Here is a 17,118-nt window from a genome sequence, read left to right as displayed (position 1 = left end):
CCGACTTTGGGATGCGGGCGCAGCCTATAGCGGGGGAATCGTCCGGTGTCGTCCTGACCGGCGCATTAATCGGCCAAGGCTGTTTCGAACGCCCAGTCGAGCCACGGCGTGAGAGCCTCGATGTCGGCCGCGTCGACTGTGCACCCGCACCAGATGCGCAGGCCGGGCGGGGCGTTCCGATGGCTCTCGACGTCGAAGGCCGCCCCTTCCGCCTCCACCAGACCCTTCATCCGCAGCACCAGATCCCGGCGGGCGGTCTCATCCATGGCGCTGACTCGCGGATCGACGAACTTCAGGCATACCGAGGTCGTCGACCGGATGTCGGGGTTCTCGGCAAGATAGTCGATCCAGTCCGTCCGCTGGACCCAGGCGTCGAGAACGGCGGCGTTGGCGTCGGTGCGGGCGATGAGCGCCGGCAGTCCTCCGATCGCCAAGCCCCACTCCACACCGTCGATCCAGTCCTCGATGGTCCAGACCGAGAAGGTGTTGATCATCGATCCGGAGGCCAGCGCTTGGTCGAACCCCTCGCCATTGCGCAGACGGAGAACTTTCGGGATAGGGCGAGGCGGCGTGTATCGGTCCAGCCGTTCGATTGCACGAGGCGACAGGGCGGCGACGCCCAGCCCCGCTTCCCCGCCCAAGGCCTTCTGGAAACTGAACGTCACCACGTCCAGCCGATCCCAGGGCAGCGGCATGGCGAACGCCGCCGAGGTGGCGTCGCAAATCACCAGCCCCTCGCGATCAGCGGCGATCCAGTCGCCGTCCGGCGCCTTCACACCCGACGTGGTGCCGTTCCATGGCAGAACGAGATCCTTGGCGGGGTCGATCCCGGCCACATCCGGGAACTGGCCCCAGGGCGCGGTGAGCACATCCGGCTGAAGGTCGAGGTGATCGCGGAGATCGGTCGCCCAGACCTGCCCGAAATTCTCGAACGCCAGTACCTGAACGGGGCGCTCGCCCAGCATCGACCACATCACCGCTTCGACGGCGCCTGTATCCGATCCCGGCACATAGACAAGCTTCCAGTCGGCGGGGATCTGCAGGAGATCACGGGTCCGCCGAAGGGCGTGCGAAAACCGCTCCACGACTTCCGGCGCGCGGATTCCGCGGCCGAGCAGCTCGTGCGGAAGGCTCTGACTGGACCAGCCAGGCCGCTTCGCTGTCGGGCCGGAGGAGAACCACGGCCGCGCGGGTTTGGCGTTCGGCTTGCCGGGCATCAGTCGCGCCAGGGGCGGTAAGCCCCCCTGTCACGCATGGCCTCGGCCAGCTTCGTCAGGCCTTCGTCCTCGCTGTCCGGGAGCATGACCATCAGCTTGGCCAGCAGATCGCCGCGCTTGCCGGCGACGAACGCGCCCCTGCCCTTCAGTCGCAGCACCTTGCCGGAGTTCGATCCGGGCGGGATGGTCATGTTGACCGTACCTTCCGGCGTCCGCACCGGAACCTTGCCGCCGAGAACGGCATCCGGCAGGGGCACTGGCAGGTCCATCGTGAGGTCCGCGCCGTCGCGCTGGAAGACAGGATGCGGTGCGATCTTGAGCGTGATCAGGGCGTCACCGGCTTCGCTGCGCCCCGACGCACCGGGCGCACCCTGCCCTCGCAGCCGGATGGTCTGGCCGTCGGCTGCGCCCTTGGGAATGGTCACGTCGAGCGTGCGGCCGTCCGAAAACTGGATACGCCGGGTTGCGCCCGAGATGGAGTCCTCAAGGCTGATCTCCAGCGTCGCCTTGACGTCCTGACCCCGTGAGGGAAATCCGCCCCGAGCGCCACCGCCCGCGCGCGCTCCGCCACCGAACATTCCGCCAAAAATATCGTCCAGGTCGATGTTCTCGAATCCGCCGCGCTGGGCGCCGCCCTGGCCGAACGGGTTGGCGCCTGAACCGCCTCTTGTCCTGCCGCTGAAGCCGGCGAATTGCTCCCGCCCGTCGGCATCGATCTCGCCACGGTCGAACCGGGCGCGCTTCTCCGCGTCGCCAAGCAGGTCGAATGCCGCGGTCACACGCTTGAAGCGTTCGTCCGCCTCGCGGTTGCCGGGGTTCTTGTCGGGATGGAGCTCCTTGGCGAGCTTGCGGAACGCCTTCTTGATCTCGTCCGCGCTCGCGCCCCTTGAAACGCCCAGTTCCTTGTAGGGATCGCCCGCCACGTTCGAGTTCGCTCCTGCTGCGTCAAACCAGACCTGTCAGTTAGGGCATTCGCATCAGACCGCAAAGGCGCTCAGGCGAAAAGCGTCCCCGTCGACGATCAGACCAGCCGGACGCGCGCCTCCGTGCCCCAGCCGTAGCCTTCGCCCCACTGCGCCACCGCTGCCTCGGCGCCGGCCAGATCGCCCTCGAAGTCTGCGGCCACATCCACCGCGGAATAGACCGCGGCCTGAGCGTCGACTTCGAAGACGCGAACCGGGTCTCCGGCGTCGAGAATTCTGACCTGAAAGCGCAAGGAGTCGGACATCGCCGGCTCCCCGTCCCACCGATCCCCGTCAATCCGGTTGCGGGCGACCCATCCGAGATCGAATCCGCCGTCGACTCGAAGTGCGCTTCGCAAATGAGCGGGACTCCACGGTCGGTCATTCCGGCCTCCCGGCGTGAAAGCCGTATCGCTGACACCCGCTCCACCGGCGGGCGCGCCGACCGGACCGGCTCGCCAGACCATTGACAGCCCGCGTTCCGACGACGGCGAAGCCACACGCACCGTGCTCTGATCCAGGAAGACAACGATGGTGCCAGTTTCGGCGCCCTCCATGGCTTCCACATCGGTGCCCTGTTGACCGCGCAGCAGGCCCGACAGTCGCCAGATACCGTCCCCGATCAATTGCGCAGCACGGAACTGGATGATCTCCCAGCCCGACGCCGTCTCGACGGCAAGGGCGTTGCCGCCGGCCAGCACCGAATGGACAGACAGGCTTTCCGGCGCCCGGCCTTCGACACGAACGTCCAGCACGTTGGCTTCGTCCCAACGATTGCAGACGCCGAAGCCCAATGCCGAAGCCAGGATACCGACCGTGGCCGGCTCGCCGACGTCCCCTCGCGTCGTCAGGCTCGACGAGTCCGCTCCAGCGAACACCCGCATCGGTCGCCATGGGTCGCCGGAGACAACGGCGATCGGTCGGCGGTCCTCCTCCACGCCCGCCAGCGGCGGCGGATCTATCATGCGGAAGAACGGCTCTCCGATCAGCCCCGATGGCTCTCCCGGCGACGGGATGCCGTCGTCTTCGCCCATGCTGACGCCAGACGTGGGTTCGAGAAGGGCCGAAGGCGTCTCGTCCCTGTCGCGCCGGCCAACGCGCCAATTTCGCTCGTCCGCCTCGACCGTCACCACATCGCCCGGCTCAACTGTCAGAGACTCCAGCGGCCCAAGCGCCAGCGTCAGGCGATCCGAGCCCTGCTCCAGCCGTCTCGCCGCGGCGGTCAGAGCCAGAGCGCGCGAACATACGGCGGGAAGGTCGATGTCCAGCCCGCCACCTTCGCTCGCAGTCCTGAGCACGACCGAACCGGTCTGGTAGTCCCGGGAGCCGTCGATGAACCTGACTCTCGCTGCGGACGGCGCGGCTTCGAGCGTCCGATCCGCCCGCACGCTTCCACCGTTGGCGGGAAGCGCCAAGGCTTCCGCGGAGAGCTCCAGCGTCGCGGGCTCGTCCCCAACGATTGCCACCCGGCCGTCCCGCTCCGCCGCGACCATGCCGAGAGCGGCCAGGAGGGGCTCGAGTGCGTCGCGCGTCCGCATCGGCCGGTCGATGACGTAGCCCTGCACCTCTCCGGAGGACGCACCCACCTCGACCTCACCCGCGGAAAGCCCGCCACGCCTCAGGATTTCGGAGATCAGATCGCGCGTGTCGCCCCCGAGCCGGCCGTTCAGCCAGTGACCGGTGCGCCAAGCCGGGGCGTCGGCCCAGACATCCGATCGCCCCGGAAAGTGCGGCCAGGGACGCGCGTCCCAGCACCAGAGGTCGGCGGCCTCAAGCATCGGTCCGCCATAGACCGACGACACTGGGTTGTTGTCCGGATCGGCAAAATGACCCAGCACGGCCTCGATCGCGCGGCGCTGCATCTGATCATCCCGGCCGCCGGTGGAGAATGGAGGCAGCCCGCCCTCCGAACTCTTGGCGTCCTGAAACAGGTGCGGCGCGTTGCCGCCCCGATCCACGGCGGGACAGCGAACTCCGTCAGACGGACCGGCTTCATACCCGGAACCCATGCAGTCGGCTCAACCGCGCGAACGCCATCGGCCCGGTCGTGGTGTGCGTTGGACCACCAGCCCTTCAGATCCTTCGACCGAAAGACCCAATTCTCTTCGTGAGCGGTATCGACGACGGGCGTGCGCTGTTGCGCAGCCCTGTCGGCCGGCGAGGCATAGAACCAGTCGAAGCCCTCACCGCCCGCGACCTGCGCGGCCAGAGCCGCCGGATCGTCCGGACCGGAGAAGACCTCCCCGTCCACGCCGCCGTCGCCGTCTCGCCAGTCTGCCAAGGGCGGATACCAGTCGACACCCACGTAATCGACCTCGGGATCAGCCCACAGCGGATCGAGATGGAAGATCACGTCCGCTTCTTCGCGCCATCCGGAATACTCCGACCAGTCCGCCGCATACGACAGCTTGACGTCAGCTCCGACGACGGCGCGGCATTCGTTTGCCAGTGCACGGAAGGCCTCCACGGCTGGAAAACCGCCGTCGGCATCACGCGTCCAGGTCAGCCCCCGCATCTCCGAGCCGAACAACAGCCCTTCCGCGCCCGTTTCCGCAGCCAGTTGCGCGTAGTGCAGGGCGAGGCGGCGCAGTCCCCAGCCGGCCTCGTCGCCGAAGAGAGCCGCGACCTCGGCCGTCGCCCCGACTCCGTCCTCGCCCCGAATGCGCCCGCGCCAGGGATAGGCAGGCTGCTCGGCCGCGCCGTCGGGATCGGGAAGGCCATTGCCGGCCGGCACATCCATGAAGACGAAGGGATAAAGGGTCACTTCCAGCCCGCGTGCCTTCAGTTCCGCGACGGCCTGTCGCACGGCGTCGTCTGACGGCGTTCCGCCATAGGCCGGTGCGCCGCCGCTCTGCGAAATCAGGTGGGCCTCGCCCCGCATCAGACCCGCCACAGACCAAACCATCGGCTCGGTCGGTTTATCGAGACGCTCCACGCCCGGCCTGACCACGCAGTGATCCGCCCTCAGATCGTTGCCGAACCAGCCGATCACGAGGCTGACCCGTTTCAGATTGGGGGCCTGCGCCTGAAGCTGATCAAGGGACACCGCGAGATCTGTCCCCCCACTTCCGGCATGGACGTTCTCGGGCGCCGTCCTCGTCAGACCTTCACGCCTCACGACCGCCTCGGTCGCCAGAACGAACTCGCCCGCACCGGGTATCAGACAGACGCCCTCGAGCCGGTCCTCAAGTCGCGGCTCCGACCCGCGGGCCCGTCGGAACACCTCGAATGCAAGCTGCGGCGGCCGATTGCCGTAAGGGCCCAACGGCAGGTCCTCGAACACAACGTATGCCGTACCGCGATACGCGGGCGCGCCGGTCTCGATGGCCTCTATCAGAGAATCCGGGGTCTGGTTGTCAGCCCCACGATGCAGCCGCATCGTTACACCTGTCAGGTCCATCGGCTGACCGTCCGCCCAGACGCGGCCGATGCCATCCACCGCGCCCTCGCACAGGGCCACAGCGAAGCTCAGTGAGTAGTCGTACTCCACCGTGCGCGGCCCGCCCTTGCCGGCCGACGATGTCTTGCGGCCTTCAAGGAACCGGGCCGCCCAGATGATCTGTCCGACCACCCGCGCGCGGCCGAAGACGCAGGCCATCGGCGCGCCTTCAGCCGTTCCCTGCAGGGCAAGAGCGCTGAGCCGCGGGCCCTTCTGGCGCGCCGGCTCCAGTCCGGCGACCAGCGCCTGATCCAGCATTCCACCGAGCGCAGCGCCGAGGGCGCCTCCGAACCCGCCTCCGATCGAGGCCCCGATCCCGCCCAGAACCACCTGCGCCATCAGCCGATCTCCCTGTCGGTTCCTTGGGAAGGCCAGGCGAACGCGGCCACCAGCCGGCTCCGCCACCAGACGCCCATCCAGCTCTCGACCACCGCCCGACCCCAGTAGGCGTGGATCATGCGCGGCTCGGCCCCGCCGGCCAGGGCGCCCTCGCTCAGGATCGCGCAGTGCTTCGCCGGACAGCCCGGAGCCATTCGAAACAGCAGCACGTCACCGGCCCTGGCGGATGCGAGAGGTATTTCCGTCAGCCAGCGCCGCGCCACGCGCAGCAGGGTTTCCTCGCCGCCGACCTCCGCCCAGTCCGGGCGGTAAGCCGGCACGACTTCCGGCTCTGCTCCGAGCAGCTCCCGCCACACCCCTCGCACCAGCCCGAGACAGTCCGCGCCCTCTCCTCTCAGGCTGGCTTGATGACGATAGGGCGTGCCCAGCCAACCTCGAGCCGCAATCGCGGCCGCCGCGCTCATCGCCGGCTCCGACCATCGTTGCGACCGCCCTGCACCGGCGCAGCCGTCAGGAAGTCGTCGCCGGGAATGTCCGGAAAGCCCTGGAAGTTGACGCCGTTGCTGAATGTACCGACGCAGGTGGCCCAGCGTTTGTCGCAAACCGCGCCGGGGAAGCCGTCGAGTTCCACCCGACATCGTGCGTCGCCCAGTTGCGCGTCGCAGTCGCGGCCATAGGTGCGCCCTGTCACCCGCTCCAGCGCCGCCATCGGGCCCTCGAGGTCGGCAGTGAACCCCTCGCCCTCCCGACGGATCCGGGCGAGCCGCGCCACCCAAAGCCGCACCTTCAGGTCCGGCCGGCGCCAATCGACCCGCCACAACGCGACCTGCGCGCCGTCATACAGGCCGGCTGAGATATCCGCTTCGCAGATGGCGATGTCGTCGAGAACGCCCGCCGCTGCCGCCGATCCGCCCGTCAGGCCGATCGCGCTTTCAGCTGCGCCCGTTGTCCACCCGCTGGCGGCCCTGCAGGTAATGCCTCCGAGCTCCAGGTCCCGATCATGGTCGGTGAAGCCCAGCTGGAGGCCATCGGCTCTTTTCAGCAGCCAGGCATGGCACAGGGTCGACGCCCCGCTCTCGATGCGGGCGGCCAGCTCGGCGGGTATCTGGCGCATGCTCAGACCCTCACTTCGATGAGGGGCACGGCGGCCATCCGTCCCGCAGCGAAGCTTTCCAGCGTCACATCGATCCGATCCGCGTCGAACCGGACCGGGACGTCGAACTCGTAGCCCGCCGTAACGACGGCGCCGTTGGCCGGGGGTGTCGCGAGCGTGACGGTTCCTGTCGTGAGGTCGACGGCGAAAACCGCCGCGTCGAGTTCAACTCCATCCACCGCGATCGCGACCGTGCCCTCGACCGGTTTGTGTATCCGGCGTTCGCACGCCGCTTGGTCATCGTCGTACCGCTTCGTCAGATCGAATACGGTGCGCGCGCCGTCGCCGGCGCCGATGCCTTGGTCGACAGACGATATCGTCCCGCTCGGCGGACACGATTTGAAGTCGGCGAAATCCCGGAAGCGAAAGCCATACAGCCGTCCAAGCCGGGCTTCGAAGAAGGCGGTCAGGGTCGCCATGTCGTCCAGCGACTTCAGGTTCGCCCCGATCAGATAGCGCCGACGGCCATGAGCCCAGGGCGTGGACCGTCGCTCGAAGCCTGAGCCGAGCGTCACGATTTCCGTTCGGCGTTCGACGCCGCCGGTTGATCCAAACGCCAGACGCGCGGGCAGCCTCACCTCGTGAAAGGCCATCTCGATGTCTCCTTGGATTGTTCCGCAGCGCGGAAGCCTAGAGGCGGCGCGCGCCCAGAGAGACCGCCCGTGCGAGCGCCTGGGCGATCTGCGCTTCGGACCTCAGCAGGGCTTCTGGCCCGCCCTCGACCTGCACGTTGACTGTTATGTTGGACCCGCTGGCGGGCTCGATCGCGCCTGCACCGGCCGGGCGAAACAGCTCCGGTCCCCGCTCCCCGACCAGATACGCGCCTCCTGCGGCGACAGGCCCGCCGTCGGCCCTGGACCCCGAGAAGATCGATCCGACCGCTTGAGCGATCGCGCCGGACAGCCCGCCGCCACGCCCGCCGGCTGCCGCGTTCACCGCCGCCAGCACTGCGCGCACCAATTCGGTGAGTGACAGTTCGCCATCCGCGGCCGCTCGCGCCAGGGATCGGGCCAGACCGCTGCCCGCGCGGTCGAACGCGTTCTCGATCGAGGCCGCCGCCCTCTCGGCCGGTTCCTTCAGCCCGTCCAGCGCCGCCGCCGCCTCGGCCGTTCGGCGCGCCATGGACGCAATGCCTTCGTCTCCGGGCTCGTCAGTCATCGGGCCACGCCTCCGCCATTTGCTCGAATTGGTCCCGCGACATCGGCAAGGCCGAAGGCGGGTTTTCCGTCAGCATCCGCCATTCGGTCAGCGACAGGCGCCAGAAGTCCCCCGGCGCGACCCCCAGCCTGGCGGCGATCCGCAGCATCTCGCCCCAAGGCGTTTTCATGCCGCCGCCGCGAAGGCCCTGGCCACCGCCTCCGCCGCCTCGCGCGCATCGACCGGCGCCTGGGCCAGACCCGACGCGAGGACCTCTTCACCGCCGCCTCTCAGCAGCGCGGCCAGAACCACGGTCAGATCCACCGCGGACAAGGACCGCATTCGTTCCGCCAAAGAAGCGAGACCGTCGCAGCCCAGCGCTGTCTCTATTTCCGCCAGCGCGCCGAGCGTCAGGCACAGGCGCCGCTCGGCTCCGGCGAGGCTCATGAGGACTTCGCCTCGCATCCCGTTGGTCGCCATCAGGCGGCGCCGAAGGTGACTTCGCCCGCGCTCGCCAGACTGATGGCGAACGTCGCCTCCCCCTCATGCTCGCCGGCGTATTCCAGCGCGGCGATCAGAAACGGCCCTTCGAGCGTGCCGAAATCCGGAACGATCAGCCGCCACATCCGGGCGGTCTGGTCGAAGAAGGCCTCCCGGATCAGCGCATCCGACGCCGCATCCCGAAAAATACCCTGCCCGGCCACGGCCGCCGACTTCACGCCGGCGCCGTTCAGCAGTTCGCGCCACCGGCCTGCGCTGTCTCCGTCCGTGGCGTCGACGGTCCGCGCGTTCAGCGACAGCGTCCGCGCCCTCAGGCCCGCCACGGTCGTGAATACGCCGGGAGCCCCCTCGATCTTCAGCAGGATATCCTTGCCGCGCTGCGCCGTCATCGTCAGTCCTCCTCGGTGACGGCGCGCACACGCAGCACCGCGAATGTTCTCAATCCATCGGCTGCGGAATAGACGTCCGCGAAGGTCAGCCTCAGGCTCACCGTCCGCACGCCGTCCGCCGCCAGAGACGCGTCTGTCAGTCTCGATCGCAGCACCGCCAGCACCGCCTTCGCTTCCTCGCTGCCGCGAAATCGGGAGACGGCGGTCAGGGTCAGCGCATGCTCCACCCCGCCGCCGTCGGCCCCGACCGGACGGCTTTCCGACCGGCCGATCAGCAGGTGGGGGAACTCCGGTCTGGCCGGCGCTGCATCCCAGATGCGCGGGGGCTCTCCAAGCACGGCGCACACACCGGCATCGCCGGCCAGATGCGCGATCAGGGCCTTTTGCAGGGCCAGTTCGTGGCTCATGTCGTTCGCTCCAGGGTCAGAATGGCGATGCCGCCCACGGTTTCGGCCGACCGGATGCGCCAGTCGGCTCCGCCGAACCTGAGCACTCGATCCTCGGTCAGGCGCGGGTCTGCGCGCGCTTCCGCCGCCATCGTCTCGCTGGTTCGGGCGCCCCCCGGCTCGCTTTTTTCGCGCCGGTGCCGGGGCCCGGGCTTCAGCCAGACGGATCCGAGGGCGTTCCAGCTGACTGCCCGTCCGCCGTAGGGCGTTTCGCTCTCCACGCCCTCGAACAGCCCGGCGAGGAGTCTCACAGCCGCACCATGCGATAAGGTGCAATCCAGGCCTCGACAGGCTGGATCGACATTTCCCGGTCGTCACGCTCGTAGGCGCGCAGGGCGAGCAACAGGATTCCCAGCCGCAACGGAGCGGGCGAGATGGAAGTGAGCGACAGGCCCACATCGCCCTCGACCCGAGCTCGGGCCGCATCGATCAGGGCTTGTATCAGTGCGTCCTCCGCGTCGTGCTCGACGCGCAGAAACAGCTTCGCTTCCGCCAGCGAGACGGGTGCGGTCATCGGAACCTCGCAATTCTGGTGGCGGTGGGGGAGACGAGCGTTCCAGCCCGCCTGTCTCCTGTTCGGCCAAAGCCGATCTGGTCGGGGCGCGAGACAGGCGGCGGCGTACTCGCCGCCTGTCCCCCTCTCTCAGCCGGGATCAGCTCACGGCGAACTTCATCACCTTGATGGCGTCGAAATTCTGCACCCCGCCGCCGACGCGCTTGGTGGTGTAGAACAGCACATAGGGCTTGGCGGAATACGGATCCCGCAGCACCCGCACGCCCGCGCGATCAACGATCAGATAGCCCCGCTGGAAGTCGCCGAAGGCGATCGCCGCCGTATTGGCCGCCACGTCCGGCATGGTCTCGATCTCGGTCACCGCATAGCCGAGCAGGCTGGCGGTTTCCCCCGGCCGCTGCGCCGGCTGCCAGATGTAGGCGCCGTCGCTGTCCTTGAATTTGCGCACCGCCGAAACGGTCCTGCGGTTCATGACGAAGCGGCCATTCGGCGGTATCGCGCCTTGGGAGCGTAGACGAGGTCGATCAGCCGGTCTGTCGGACTGGTTCCCGAGAACGCCCCGGCCGCGCCTGACGCGACGTAGCCGATCTTCCCCCAGTCGTGGCTCGCCTCGGCGACGATCTCGTAGCTCAGGAAGCCCTTGGGCTTGTTGACGCCGTCGCCGTTCACGAACGCGCTGGTTTCCTGCGCGGCGAAGGCGTCCTCGACTTCCGAGGCCAGCCACTCGTCCAGGTCGATCAGGGCGTCGTCCAGCAGGCTCTGCGTGGCCGCCGGGCTGGCGTAGAGATCGGCCGACGGGAACTCCAGCAAGGCCAGGGTCGCCGGATCCGTTTCCGGCCGCGCCGCCGTCTCGGCGACCCAGCCGGCCGCCAGGCCCGCGGTTGAGACCGGCTTTCTGAACACGCCGGCTCCCACGGTACGGACGCTGGCGATCTCGCGCATGGGCGAGCCGGCCATCAGCCGGCGCTCGATGGCGCGTTCGGTCTGCTCCGGCACCACATAGCCGGCCGAGTTCGAGGCAGTCGAAAGTCCCGCCTTGAGCTCGAGGCCGAATGACTGGCCCGTCTTGAGGTAGCCGTCGAAAGCGGACTTCGTCTCCTCGCCATGCGACCGCGAGAGCGAGCGCAAGCCGACTGAAAGACCGGCAGCCTCGCCTCCGATGCTGGGCCGCCGCCCTTCGCTCACCACGCGGTCCAGCCGCGCCTGGGCGCTGCTGACAGCCTGATCGATACGGGCGACCTTCTCCTCCAGCAGCGTATCGGCCGAGGCCTTGCGCTCGATTTCGTCCAGCCGGGCGTCGTTCGCCCCTTTGAACGCCTCGAACGCCGCCATCATTTCATGCATGGCGGCGCGCGCCTCGGGGGTGCCCGAGGCCGTCTTGGTCTCTTTCATGGTGTCTCCGGTTTTCAGAAACCGCGGGATGCGGTTGGGATCGAGGCGCGGACGCCCCTTGGAAATGCCGCTTGGTCAGGAGCCCGGCCGCTCAGTCGCTCCGCGGTCTGCGGTGGCGGCGAAATCGGTGCTGGACTCGGCCGAACCATCGGCGCTCCTGTCTGTTCACAGGGGCTTTGCTGAAAGGAACTCCGTTATGCGTCTGGTTGGAACACTCGCCACGGTTCTGATCGTCACCGGCTGCGCGCCCATGGCGACCGACGGCGCCGCCGACGGACAAGGAACGGCCCGCCGCTGCTTCACGCCCGCCGAAGCGCGCCTCATCAAGCTGCAGCCGTCGGACGGCGCCTACGTCAGGGTGCGCAGCGGGGAGGCTCTTCTGCTGACTGGCGAAGCGGCCTGCCTGAGTACGCCCGACCGTGCGGAGGTGGTGGTGCGCGCCGTCGGCCTGGCCGGCTCAGATATCTGTCTCGGCGATCCGGCCCATCTGGACCTCCGCAGTCACGCGGCGATCCTCAGGACCTGCAATGTGCAGGTCGCCCGCGTCGTGCCGCAGAGCGAGATCAGCCGCCTTCCGGCCCGCCAGAGCCCCTAAAGGCGTAAGGCGGCGAAGTCGGCGTCTGAAGGCCGAACCTGGCTGCCGGCAACATCGGAAACGTCACGAGCGACACCTCCCACAAGTCGACCTCGACGAGGACTCTCAGTCGTCCGTCCCGGCGCGCCCTTTGACTGCGGAAGCCGATCGACAGCCCGTCGAGCGCGCCGGCTCTAGACAAAGCCTGGGCGAACCGCGCCTCGGCCGACCAGTCCATGATCCGCCCGCGTACGCGCAGCCCCCGCTCGTCCTCGACCATCTCGTCCCATACGCCGACCGGAGACCGGCTTTCATGCTGGTGGAGCATCCGTACGCCGCCCCCGCCCGTCGCCGCCAGGCTCGCGCCGAACGCACCCCTTGCGACGACGTCCCCGTTCAGATCGGCCACGCCCCAGAGGGAGGCGTAACCCTCGATCCGCAGGCCCTCCGGCGCGACAGTCATCCAAGGCGCGTGAGCCGCCGCCGGGGCGCTCATTCCGCCCGCTCCAGACGCGTTTCGATCCGCTCGACCGCGGCGCGCGTGGCCTTGCTCTGCTCCTCCAGCCGCGCCAGCCGTTCAGCGACCTGCCGATGCTCCCCGACCCGGTCCTCCAGAGTCGCGATCCGCGCCGCCGCGCCCCCCGCCCACACCAGTGCCCCTGCCGTCTGCACCGCCAGCGCCGCGATGACCGCCACGGGTATCTTCCGCATGTCCATCACGCGCCGACTCCCGCCATTCGCCGCCGTTCATCGTCTGTCAGGAAGCTGGCCGCCTCGAGCCGGGCCCACAGGGCGTCTCTCTCCGGCTGCAGCCCCGGCACGCCGTCCAGATCGGCTTCGATCCTCGCGCCGCCGAACCGGCCCCCCAGCCATCCTGTGAGAGCCGCTGCCGTCTTGCGCACCAGCGGCGCGACCGTCCCTCGCCAGAAGGCGGCGTTGGCCTCGCGGTAGTTGGAATAGGTCGCGTCTCCCGGGATGCCCAGCAGCTGCGGTGCCACCCCGAACGCCAGAGCGATCTCCCGCGCCGCCGCGTGCTTGCCGGCGATGAAGTCCATGTCCGCCGGCGTCCAGCTCATCGGCTTCCAGTCCAGCCCGCCTTCCAGGATCATCGGACGCCCGGCGTTCATCGTCCCGGCGTGGCTCTCGTTGATCTGCGAGCGCAGGGCCTCGAACTGCTCGCCCGTCAGCCGCTCGCCGTCTCTGGAGCCGTAAACTAGCGCTCCACTCGGCCGGGCTGCGTTGTCCAGCAGCGCCTTGTTCCAGGCGCCCGAGGCGTTGTGTACGTCGATCGCGGTGGCTGCCGCTTCCAGCGGCGAAAAGCCGTAGTGGTCGTCCGTCGGATGAAACAGCTTCAGGTGCATGACGGGCATCCAGCCGTCGGCCTGCCGCCCGATCCGGATCGACCGCCCGTCGACCGAATATTCGTAGGCCTCGACCCATCCCGTCCGGCCCGGCGTCACCTTCACCCGATCGGGCCGAAGCGTCCAAAGCTCCGCCGGCGTCTCGTCGCCCACGGCCTCGGCGTAGGCGTTTCCCGCCGTCTGCAGTCCCCCGTACAGCGTCTCCAGCCATTCGGTCCCTGACTGCTCCGGGTTCGGCTGCGCCAGCAGCTTCGCCAGTGGGTGGTCTTCTTGCCTCGCGCCGTCCACGAACACGGCCAGCGGAGTCGACGCCGCCGCCTCGGCCACCATCCGGACGCAGCGATAGGCCACCGCGTTACGAGCGAAGCCTTCCACCGCCAGGCTTGCATAGTCCCTCGGCGTCCAGCGGGGGCGACCGGCGCTGGTCAGCGCGATCAGCGGTCCGGCCCGGCTGTCCTTGATTTCGGGCGCGACAACGCTCCGTCGCCCCCCGAAGGGTCGCCGCCAGTTCAACATGATGATCTCCGGATTGGGAGGGCGCGCCGCGCCGGTCAGGTCACGTCCGGATCAGGGATGTCGACCGCTTTGGCGGGGCCTTCACTTGGATTTCCGAGCTGGCCACATCATACATCGGCAGCGCTATCCGGATGGAAAGTCGCGTCGAGAATTCGTCAAGCCACTGGAATCGCTGGAATCTTTCTCCACTATCCGACTATAGATTCCCGAATTGTAAGCACAGCGTCACGCCCGCACGGATCTCGGCCCATTCAGGTCTCCGGCGCGCCCGGCCAGCTGGTCGGCGATCACCTGCAGCAGTTCGGCGACCTGCACCGGCTTTCCGACGTGAGCGTCCATTCCCGCCTGACGGCACCGCTCCGCCTGTTCCGGCTGCACGTTCGCCGTCAGGGCGATGATCGGAGTTCTGCCGACGGCGCCTCCGAGGCTCCGGATCGCCCGCGTGGCGTCAAGGCCGTCCATCACAGGCATATGCACGTCCATCAGGATCAGGTCGTAGGCGCCGCCCCGCGCCGCCTCCACGGCCTGCGCGCCGTTGGTGACCGTTTCCAGCGCGACGCCCATTCCGCTCAGGATCGCCGTGACCAGTTCCCGGTTGGCCGAAGCGTCGTCAGCCATCAGGATGCGCAGACCACGAGGTGATGGGCTCTCGGAAGCCGGAGTGTTGGCGTCAGCGGCCTTGGCGATGCTCAGCGGAACCTCGAACCAGAAGGTCGAGCCCTCGCCGGGCCGGCTCTCCGCGCCGATCGTGCCGTCCATCTTCTCGACCAGTCGACGGGAGATCGACAGCCCCAGTCCGGTCCCTCCATAGACCCGCGTGGTCGATGTGTCGGCCTGGCTGAACCGTTCGAAAAGCGCTTCGATCTTGTCGGTCGAGACCCCGATGCCGGTGTCGCTGACCGCCACCCGCAACCGGCCCTTCGCCCAGCCGGCCTCCAGACGTATGTCGCCCTTGGCCGTGAACTTGGCCGCATTGGCGAGGAAGTTCAGCACCACCTGCCGTATGCGGCCCTCATCCCCCGTCAGCAGGACCGGCATGTCAGGACTGATCGAAACCGTCAGCGCCAGGCCACGCGTCTCGCACTGTCCCTCGACCATCGCCGCTGCGGCCCTGACCATGGCCGCGGGATCGAAGGGGCGCGGCTCGAGCGACACGGCGTCCGCTTCCAGTTTGGAGTAGTCGAGGATGTCATTGATCACCCCCAGCAGCGCCTCGCTGGCGGTCGCGATGCGGTCGGCATAGCGGCGCTCCGCATCCGGCAACGCCGCGCTCTGCTGCAACAGGCCCGAGAATCCGATGACACTCGTCAGCGGCGTCCGCAGTTCGTGGCTCATATTGGCCAGAAACTCCGACTTGGTCTGCGCCGCCGCCTCGGCTCTGTCCCGGGCCTCGGTCAGCTCCTGCTCCAGCCGTTTGGTGTCGGTGACGTCGCGGACGAGATCCTGGAATTCGATGGCCCGCCCGGTCTCATCCCTGATGATCGAGGTCCTCGCCTCGAACCATCGGGTTTCCCCGTCTCGCGGAAGCCCCCGGTACGTGACCCCGCGCTGTGACCACTCCGGCGGCGATTTGACGAACTCGCGGAAGCTTTCCGTCAGCGCCGGAATGTCATCCGGGTGGATCAGGTCCGTCACCGGCTTCCCGACCAGTTCCTCCGGCTTGTAGCCGCTCACGGCCTCGACCGAGGGCGACACATAGGTCACCAACCCGTCCACGCCGTAGGTGATGATGATGTCCGTCACCCGCGACGCCAGCAGACGGTAGCGCCGCTCGCTGTCCGTGACCTTCTGGATCGCCTGCTCCTGATCGGTCACGTCCTGGAACACGCCGAACATCGTCGCCACCCGCCCGTCCGGATGTCGCTCGGTGTCCGCCTGCGCCTCGACCAGTCGCTCCTCGCCGTCAGCGCGTATCAGCCGCGCCCGGACCCGAAATCCCTCTCCGGTCTCCAGTCCGCGCAGCACGCCGCTGCGGATCATCTCCCGGTCGTCCAGATGGTAGAACGACAGGGAGTCGGAGAGGCACGGGTCAAACGTATCCCGCGTCACGCCGTAGATGCGGTAAACCTGATCCGACCAGGTGGACCTCAGCGTCTCTGCGTCCAGCCGCCATTGTCCAACACCCGCGAGATCCTCCGTGAGGCGCAGCAGCTTCAGCTGTTCGGACTGGCGATGCGCCAGTTCCGCCTGATCGACGATGTCACCCGCCATACGGGCCAGAATTCTCAGATTGGCGATTTCCGCCTCAGTCGTGCCGGCGCGCGGCTCAACATCCATGACACCGATCGCGCCGACTGCCTTGCCACTGGCGTCGCTCACCGTCGCCCCGGCGAAGAACCGCAGCCCAGGCTCACCCACCACCATCGGATGGTCCCGAACCCGGTCATCCTCACGCGAATCCTCGACGACCCAGACGGCGTCCGGACCCATGGCGACCATCAGTTGCGTTACGCTCAGGTCGCGCCGCATCTCGGTTTGGTCGATGCCTACATTGGCCCTGAAGAGGGTGCGGTCCCGCTCTATCAGCCCGACCATCGCGTGGGGTGTGTCGAACATCGCGCAGGCAAGCGCAGTCAGCCGCTCGAAGGGACTGTCGAGGTTCAGACCCTGCGGCGCGTTGCGCGAAGCTGGCGGTTGGTGGGCGCCCATCCCGCCACCCTCTCAGCCAACAACGAAGTTTCGGTTAGCGCTGTTACGCGCCTCGCTCGCCGGTCCATTCGGGCGCTTCGAAATCCAGCGCGTCCTCGGGATCCTTCAGCGCCAGTTCCGACACCGTCTGCCCCCGCACCGACACCCCGGCCTCATGCACGCTCTCTGTGTCGCCAGAAACCAGCGGATGCCATGCCGCCAATGACCGCCCCTCATGGATTCGCCGGTAGGCGCACGACTTAGGCATCCACTCCAGCGCCTCGATGTTCCACGGCGTCAGCTTGATGCAGTCCGGCACATGCTCCCGGCGATTGGCATAGTCCGAACAGGTGCAGCGCACCGGATCGAACAGGCGGCAATGCACCCGCGTTGGCACCACCTCGCCCGTGTCCTCGTCCTCGAACCGGACCAGGCAGCACAGGCCGCAACCGTCGCACAGGCTTTCCCACTCCTCGCGCGTCATCTGTTCGAGGCGCTTGGTTTGCCAGAAGGGTCGTTCCATCGGCGGCCTCATACGCTCATTGATTGA

Annotated in this window: 19 protein-coding genes and 2 pseudogenes; 1 reads left to right on the top strand and 20 read right to left on the bottom strand. The window is 68.1% G+C overall.

Annotated elements, in window-relative coordinates; translation table 11 throughout:
• Positions 1 to 65 precede the first annotated feature (65 nt).
• The 15 genes and pseudogenes from GGQ87_RS09020 to GGQ87_RS08955 all read right to left on the bottom strand — a co-directional run bounded on the left by GGQ87_RS09020 (position 66) and on the right by GGQ87_RS08955 (position 11,489).
• Positions 66 to 1,217 carry a phosphoserine transaminase gene (locus GGQ87_RS09020; RefSeq protein ID WP_168046708.1) on the bottom strand — a complete coding sequence of 384 codons (1,152 nt, stop codon included), beginning with the start codon at positions 1,215 to 1,217 and terminating at the stop codon, positions 66 to 68.
• Positions 1,217 to 2,140, bottom strand: a complete 924-nt coding sequence (locus GGQ87_RS09015) for a DnaJ C-terminal domain-containing protein (protein ID WP_168046706.1) — start codon at positions 2,138 to 2,140, stop codon at positions 1,217 to 1,219. The genes GGQ87_RS09020 and GGQ87_RS09015 overlap by 1 nt, the downstream gene beginning before the upstream one ends.
• Before the next feature lie 98 nt (positions 2,141 to 2,238).
• A complete protein-coding gene (locus GGQ87_RS15410; protein WP_245161548.1) occupies positions 2,239 to 3,672 on the bottom strand; it encodes a GTA baseplate fiber-binding domain-containing protein in 1,434 nt (477 codons plus the stop codon).
• 288 nt (positions 3,673 to 3,960) lie between these two features.
• Positions 3,961 to 5,957, bottom strand: a pseudogene (locus GGQ87_RS15670) (baseplate multidomain protein megatron); the annotation flags it as partial.
• Entirely contained in the window at positions 5,957 to 6,421 is a 465-nt protein-coding gene (locus GGQ87_RS09005) for an NlpC/P60 family protein (RefSeq protein WP_168046704.1), read from the bottom strand. The pseudogene GGQ87_RS15670 and the gene GGQ87_RS09005, both read right to left, overlap by 1 nt.
• A complete protein-coding gene (locus GGQ87_RS09000) occupies positions 6,418 to 7,071 on the bottom strand; it encodes a baseplate hub domain-containing protein (RefSeq protein ID WP_168046702.1) in 654 nt (217 codons plus the stop codon). Before GGQ87_RS09000 ends, GGQ87_RS09005 begins: the two co-directional genes overlap by 4 nt.
• A 2-nt stretch (positions 7,072 to 7,073) precedes the next feature.
• Positions 7,074 to 7,703: a DUF2460 domain-containing protein gene (locus tag GGQ87_RS08995; RefSeq protein ID WP_168046700.1), complete on the bottom strand. Its 630-nt coding sequence runs from the start codon at positions 7,701 to 7,703 to the stop codon at positions 7,074 to 7,076.
• Between the two features lie 37 nt (positions 7,704 to 7,740).
• A complete protein-coding gene (locus GGQ87_RS08990) occupies positions 7,741 to 8,268 on the bottom strand; it encodes a phage tail tape measure protein (RefSeq protein WP_168046698.1) in 528 nt (175 codons plus the stop codon).
• Positions 8,261 to 8,437: a phage tail assembly chaperone gene (locus GGQ87_RS08985; protein ID WP_245161449.1), complete on the bottom strand. Its 177-nt coding sequence runs from the start codon at positions 8,435 to 8,437 to the stop codon at positions 8,261 to 8,263. The genes GGQ87_RS08990 and GGQ87_RS08985 overlap by 8 nt, the downstream gene beginning before the upstream one ends.
• Positions 8,434 to 8,727 carry a GTA-gp10 family protein gene (locus GGQ87_RS08980; protein WP_168046696.1) on the bottom strand — a complete coding sequence of 98 codons (294 nt, stop codon included), beginning with the start codon at positions 8,725 to 8,727 and terminating at the stop codon, positions 8,434 to 8,436. The genes GGQ87_RS08985 and GGQ87_RS08980 overlap by 4 nt, the downstream gene beginning before the upstream one ends.
• Entirely contained in the window at positions 8,727 to 9,137 is a 411-nt protein-coding gene (locus GGQ87_RS08975; RefSeq protein ID WP_168046694.1) for a phage major tail protein, TP901-1 family, read from the bottom strand. Before GGQ87_RS08975 ends, GGQ87_RS08980 begins: the two co-directional genes overlap by 1 nt.
• A 2-nt stretch (positions 9,138 to 9,139) precedes the next feature.
• Entirely contained in the window at positions 9,140 to 9,544 is a 405-nt protein-coding gene (locus GGQ87_RS08970; protein WP_168046692.1) for a DUF3168 domain-containing protein, read from the bottom strand.
• Positions 9,541 to 9,834 (bottom strand): head-tail adaptor protein, encoded by a 294-nt coding sequence (locus tag GGQ87_RS08965; RefSeq protein ID WP_168046690.1) that lies wholly within the window; start codon positions 9,832 to 9,834, stop codon positions 9,541 to 9,543. The genes GGQ87_RS08970 and GGQ87_RS08965 overlap by 4 nt, the downstream gene beginning before the upstream one ends.
• Positions 9,831 to 10,097, bottom strand: a complete 267-nt coding sequence (locus GGQ87_RS08960) for a head-tail connector protein (protein WP_168046688.1) — start codon at positions 10,095 to 10,097, stop codon at positions 9,831 to 9,833. The genes GGQ87_RS08965 and GGQ87_RS08960 overlap by 4 nt, the downstream gene beginning before the upstream one ends.
• Before the next feature lie 139 nt (positions 10,098 to 10,236).
• Positions 10,237 to 11,489 (bottom strand): annotated as a pseudogene (locus GGQ87_RS08955) (phage major capsid protein).
• Between the two features lie 196 nt (positions 11,490 to 11,685).
• Here GGQ87_RS08955 and GGQ87_RS08950 point away from each other — a divergent pair.
• On the top strand, positions 11,686 to 12,084 hold the full coding sequence (locus GGQ87_RS08950; RefSeq protein WP_168046686.1) for a hypothetical protein: 399 nt from the start codon (positions 11,686 to 11,688) through the stop codon (positions 12,082 to 12,084).
• Here the strand turns inward: GGQ87_RS08950 and GGQ87_RS08945 are convergent.
• From GGQ87_RS08945 to GGQ87_RS08925, 5 genes are all read right to left on the bottom strand, one after another.
• Positions 12,053 to 12,559 carry an HK97 family phage prohead protease gene (locus tag GGQ87_RS08945; protein ID WP_245161447.1) on the bottom strand — a complete coding sequence of 169 codons (507 nt, stop codon included), beginning with the start codon at positions 12,557 to 12,559 and terminating at the stop codon, positions 12,053 to 12,055. The genes GGQ87_RS08950 and GGQ87_RS08945 overlap by 32 nt on opposite strands.
• Entirely contained in the window at positions 12,556 to 12,774 is a 219-nt protein-coding gene (locus tag GGQ87_RS08940) for a hypothetical protein (RefSeq protein WP_245161446.1), read from the bottom strand. The genes GGQ87_RS08945 and GGQ87_RS08940 overlap by 4 nt, the downstream gene beginning before the upstream one ends.
• 5 nt (positions 12,775 to 12,779) lie before the next feature.
• Positions 12,780 to 13,940 (bottom strand): phage portal protein, encoded by a 1,161-nt coding sequence (locus GGQ87_RS08935; protein WP_168046682.1) that lies wholly within the window; start codon positions 13,938 to 13,940, stop codon positions 12,780 to 12,782.
• A gap of 225 nt (positions 13,941 to 14,165) precedes the next feature.
• Entirely contained in the window at positions 14,166 to 16,589 is a 2,424-nt protein-coding gene (locus GGQ87_RS08930) for a PAS domain-containing protein (protein WP_168046680.1), read from the bottom strand.
• A 43-nt stretch (positions 16,590 to 16,632) separates the two neighbouring features.
• Positions 16,633 to 17,091 (bottom strand): YcgN family cysteine cluster protein, encoded by a 459-nt coding sequence (locus GGQ87_RS08925; protein ID WP_168046678.1) that lies wholly within the window; start codon positions 17,089 to 17,091, stop codon positions 16,633 to 16,635.
• Positions 17,092 to 17,118: the final 27 nt, after the last annotated feature.

It is taken from the genome of Brevundimonas alba, assembly GCF_011927945.1.
Taxonomy (GTDB): domain Bacteria; phylum Pseudomonadota; class Alphaproteobacteria; order Caulobacterales; family Caulobacteraceae; genus Brevundimonas; species Brevundimonas alba.
This window is presented reverse-complemented; position numbering and strand designations above follow the sequence as displayed.

What these genes read in the sequence shown, in the direction of transcription:
- GGQ87_RS08935 (WP_168046682.1), bottom strand. Translation starts at nt 13,940, where the DNA reads ATGTTGAACTGGCGGCGACCCTTCGGGGGGCGACGGAGCGTTGTCGCG.
- GGQ87_RS09000 (WP_168046702.1), bottom strand. Translation starts at nt 7,071, where the DNA reads ATGCGCCAGATACCCGCCGAGCTGGCCGCCCGCATCGAGAGCGGGGCG.
- GGQ87_RS15410 (WP_245161548.1), bottom strand. Translation starts at nt 3,672, where the DNA reads ATGGTCGCGGCGGAGCGGGACGGCCGGGTGGCAATCGTTGGGGACGAG.
- GGQ87_RS08930 (WP_168046680.1), bottom strand. Translation starts at nt 16,589, where the DNA reads ATGGGCGCCCACCAACCGCCAGCTTCGCGCAACGCGCCGCAGGGTCTG.
- GGQ87_RS08925 (WP_168046678.1), bottom strand. Translation starts at nt 17,091, where the DNA reads ATGGAACGACCCTTCTGGCAAACCAAGCGCCTCGAACAGATGACGCGC.
- GGQ87_RS08945 (WP_245161447.1), bottom strand. Translation starts at nt 12,559, where the DNA reads ATGAGCGCCCCGGCGGCGGCTCACGCGCCTTGGATGACTGTCGCGCCG.
- GGQ87_RS08995 (WP_168046700.1), bottom strand. Translation starts at nt 7,703, where the DNA reads ATGGCCTTTCACGAGGTGAGGCTGCCCGCGCGTCTGGCGTTTGGATCA.
- GGQ87_RS08975 (WP_168046694.1), bottom strand. Translation starts at nt 9,137, where the DNA reads ATGACGGCGCAGCGCGGCAAGGATATCCTGCTGAAGATCGAGGGGGCT.
- GGQ87_RS08940 (WP_245161446.1), bottom strand. Translation starts at nt 12,774, where the DNA reads ATGCGGAAGATACCCGTGGCGGTCATCGCGGCGCTGGCGGTGCAGACG.
- GGQ87_RS08970 (WP_168046692.1), bottom strand. Translation starts at nt 9,544, where the DNA reads ATGAGCCACGAACTGGCCCTGCAAAAGGCCCTGATCGCGCATCTGGCC.
- GGQ87_RS08960 (WP_168046688.1), bottom strand. Translation starts at nt 10,097, where the DNA reads ATGACCGCACCCGTCTCGCTGGCGGAAGCGAAGCTGTTTCTGCGCGTC.
- GGQ87_RS09005 (WP_168046704.1), bottom strand. Translation starts at nt 6,421, where the DNA reads ATGAGCGCGGCGGCCGCGATTGCGGCTCGAGGTTGGCTGGGCACGCCC.
- GGQ87_RS08990 (WP_168046698.1), bottom strand. Translation starts at nt 8,268, where the DNA reads ATGACTGACGAGCCCGGAGACGAAGGCATTGCGTCCATGGCGCGCCGA.
- GGQ87_RS08985 (WP_245161449.1), bottom strand. Translation starts at nt 8,437, where the DNA reads ATGAAAACGCCTTGGGGCGAGATGCTGCGGATCGCCGCCAGGCTGGGG.
- GGQ87_RS09020 (WP_168046708.1), bottom strand. Translation starts at nt 1,217, where the DNA reads ATGCCCGGCAAGCCGAACGCCAAACCCGCGCGGCCGTGGTTCTCCTCC.
- GGQ87_RS08980 (WP_168046696.1), bottom strand. Translation starts at nt 8,727, where the DNA reads ATGGCGACCAACGGGATGCGAGGCGAAGTCCTCATGAGCCTCGCCGGA.
- GGQ87_RS08950 (WP_168046686.1), top strand. Translation starts at nt 11,686, where the DNA reads ATGCGTCTGGTTGGAACACTCGCCACGGTTCTGATCGTCACCGGCTGC.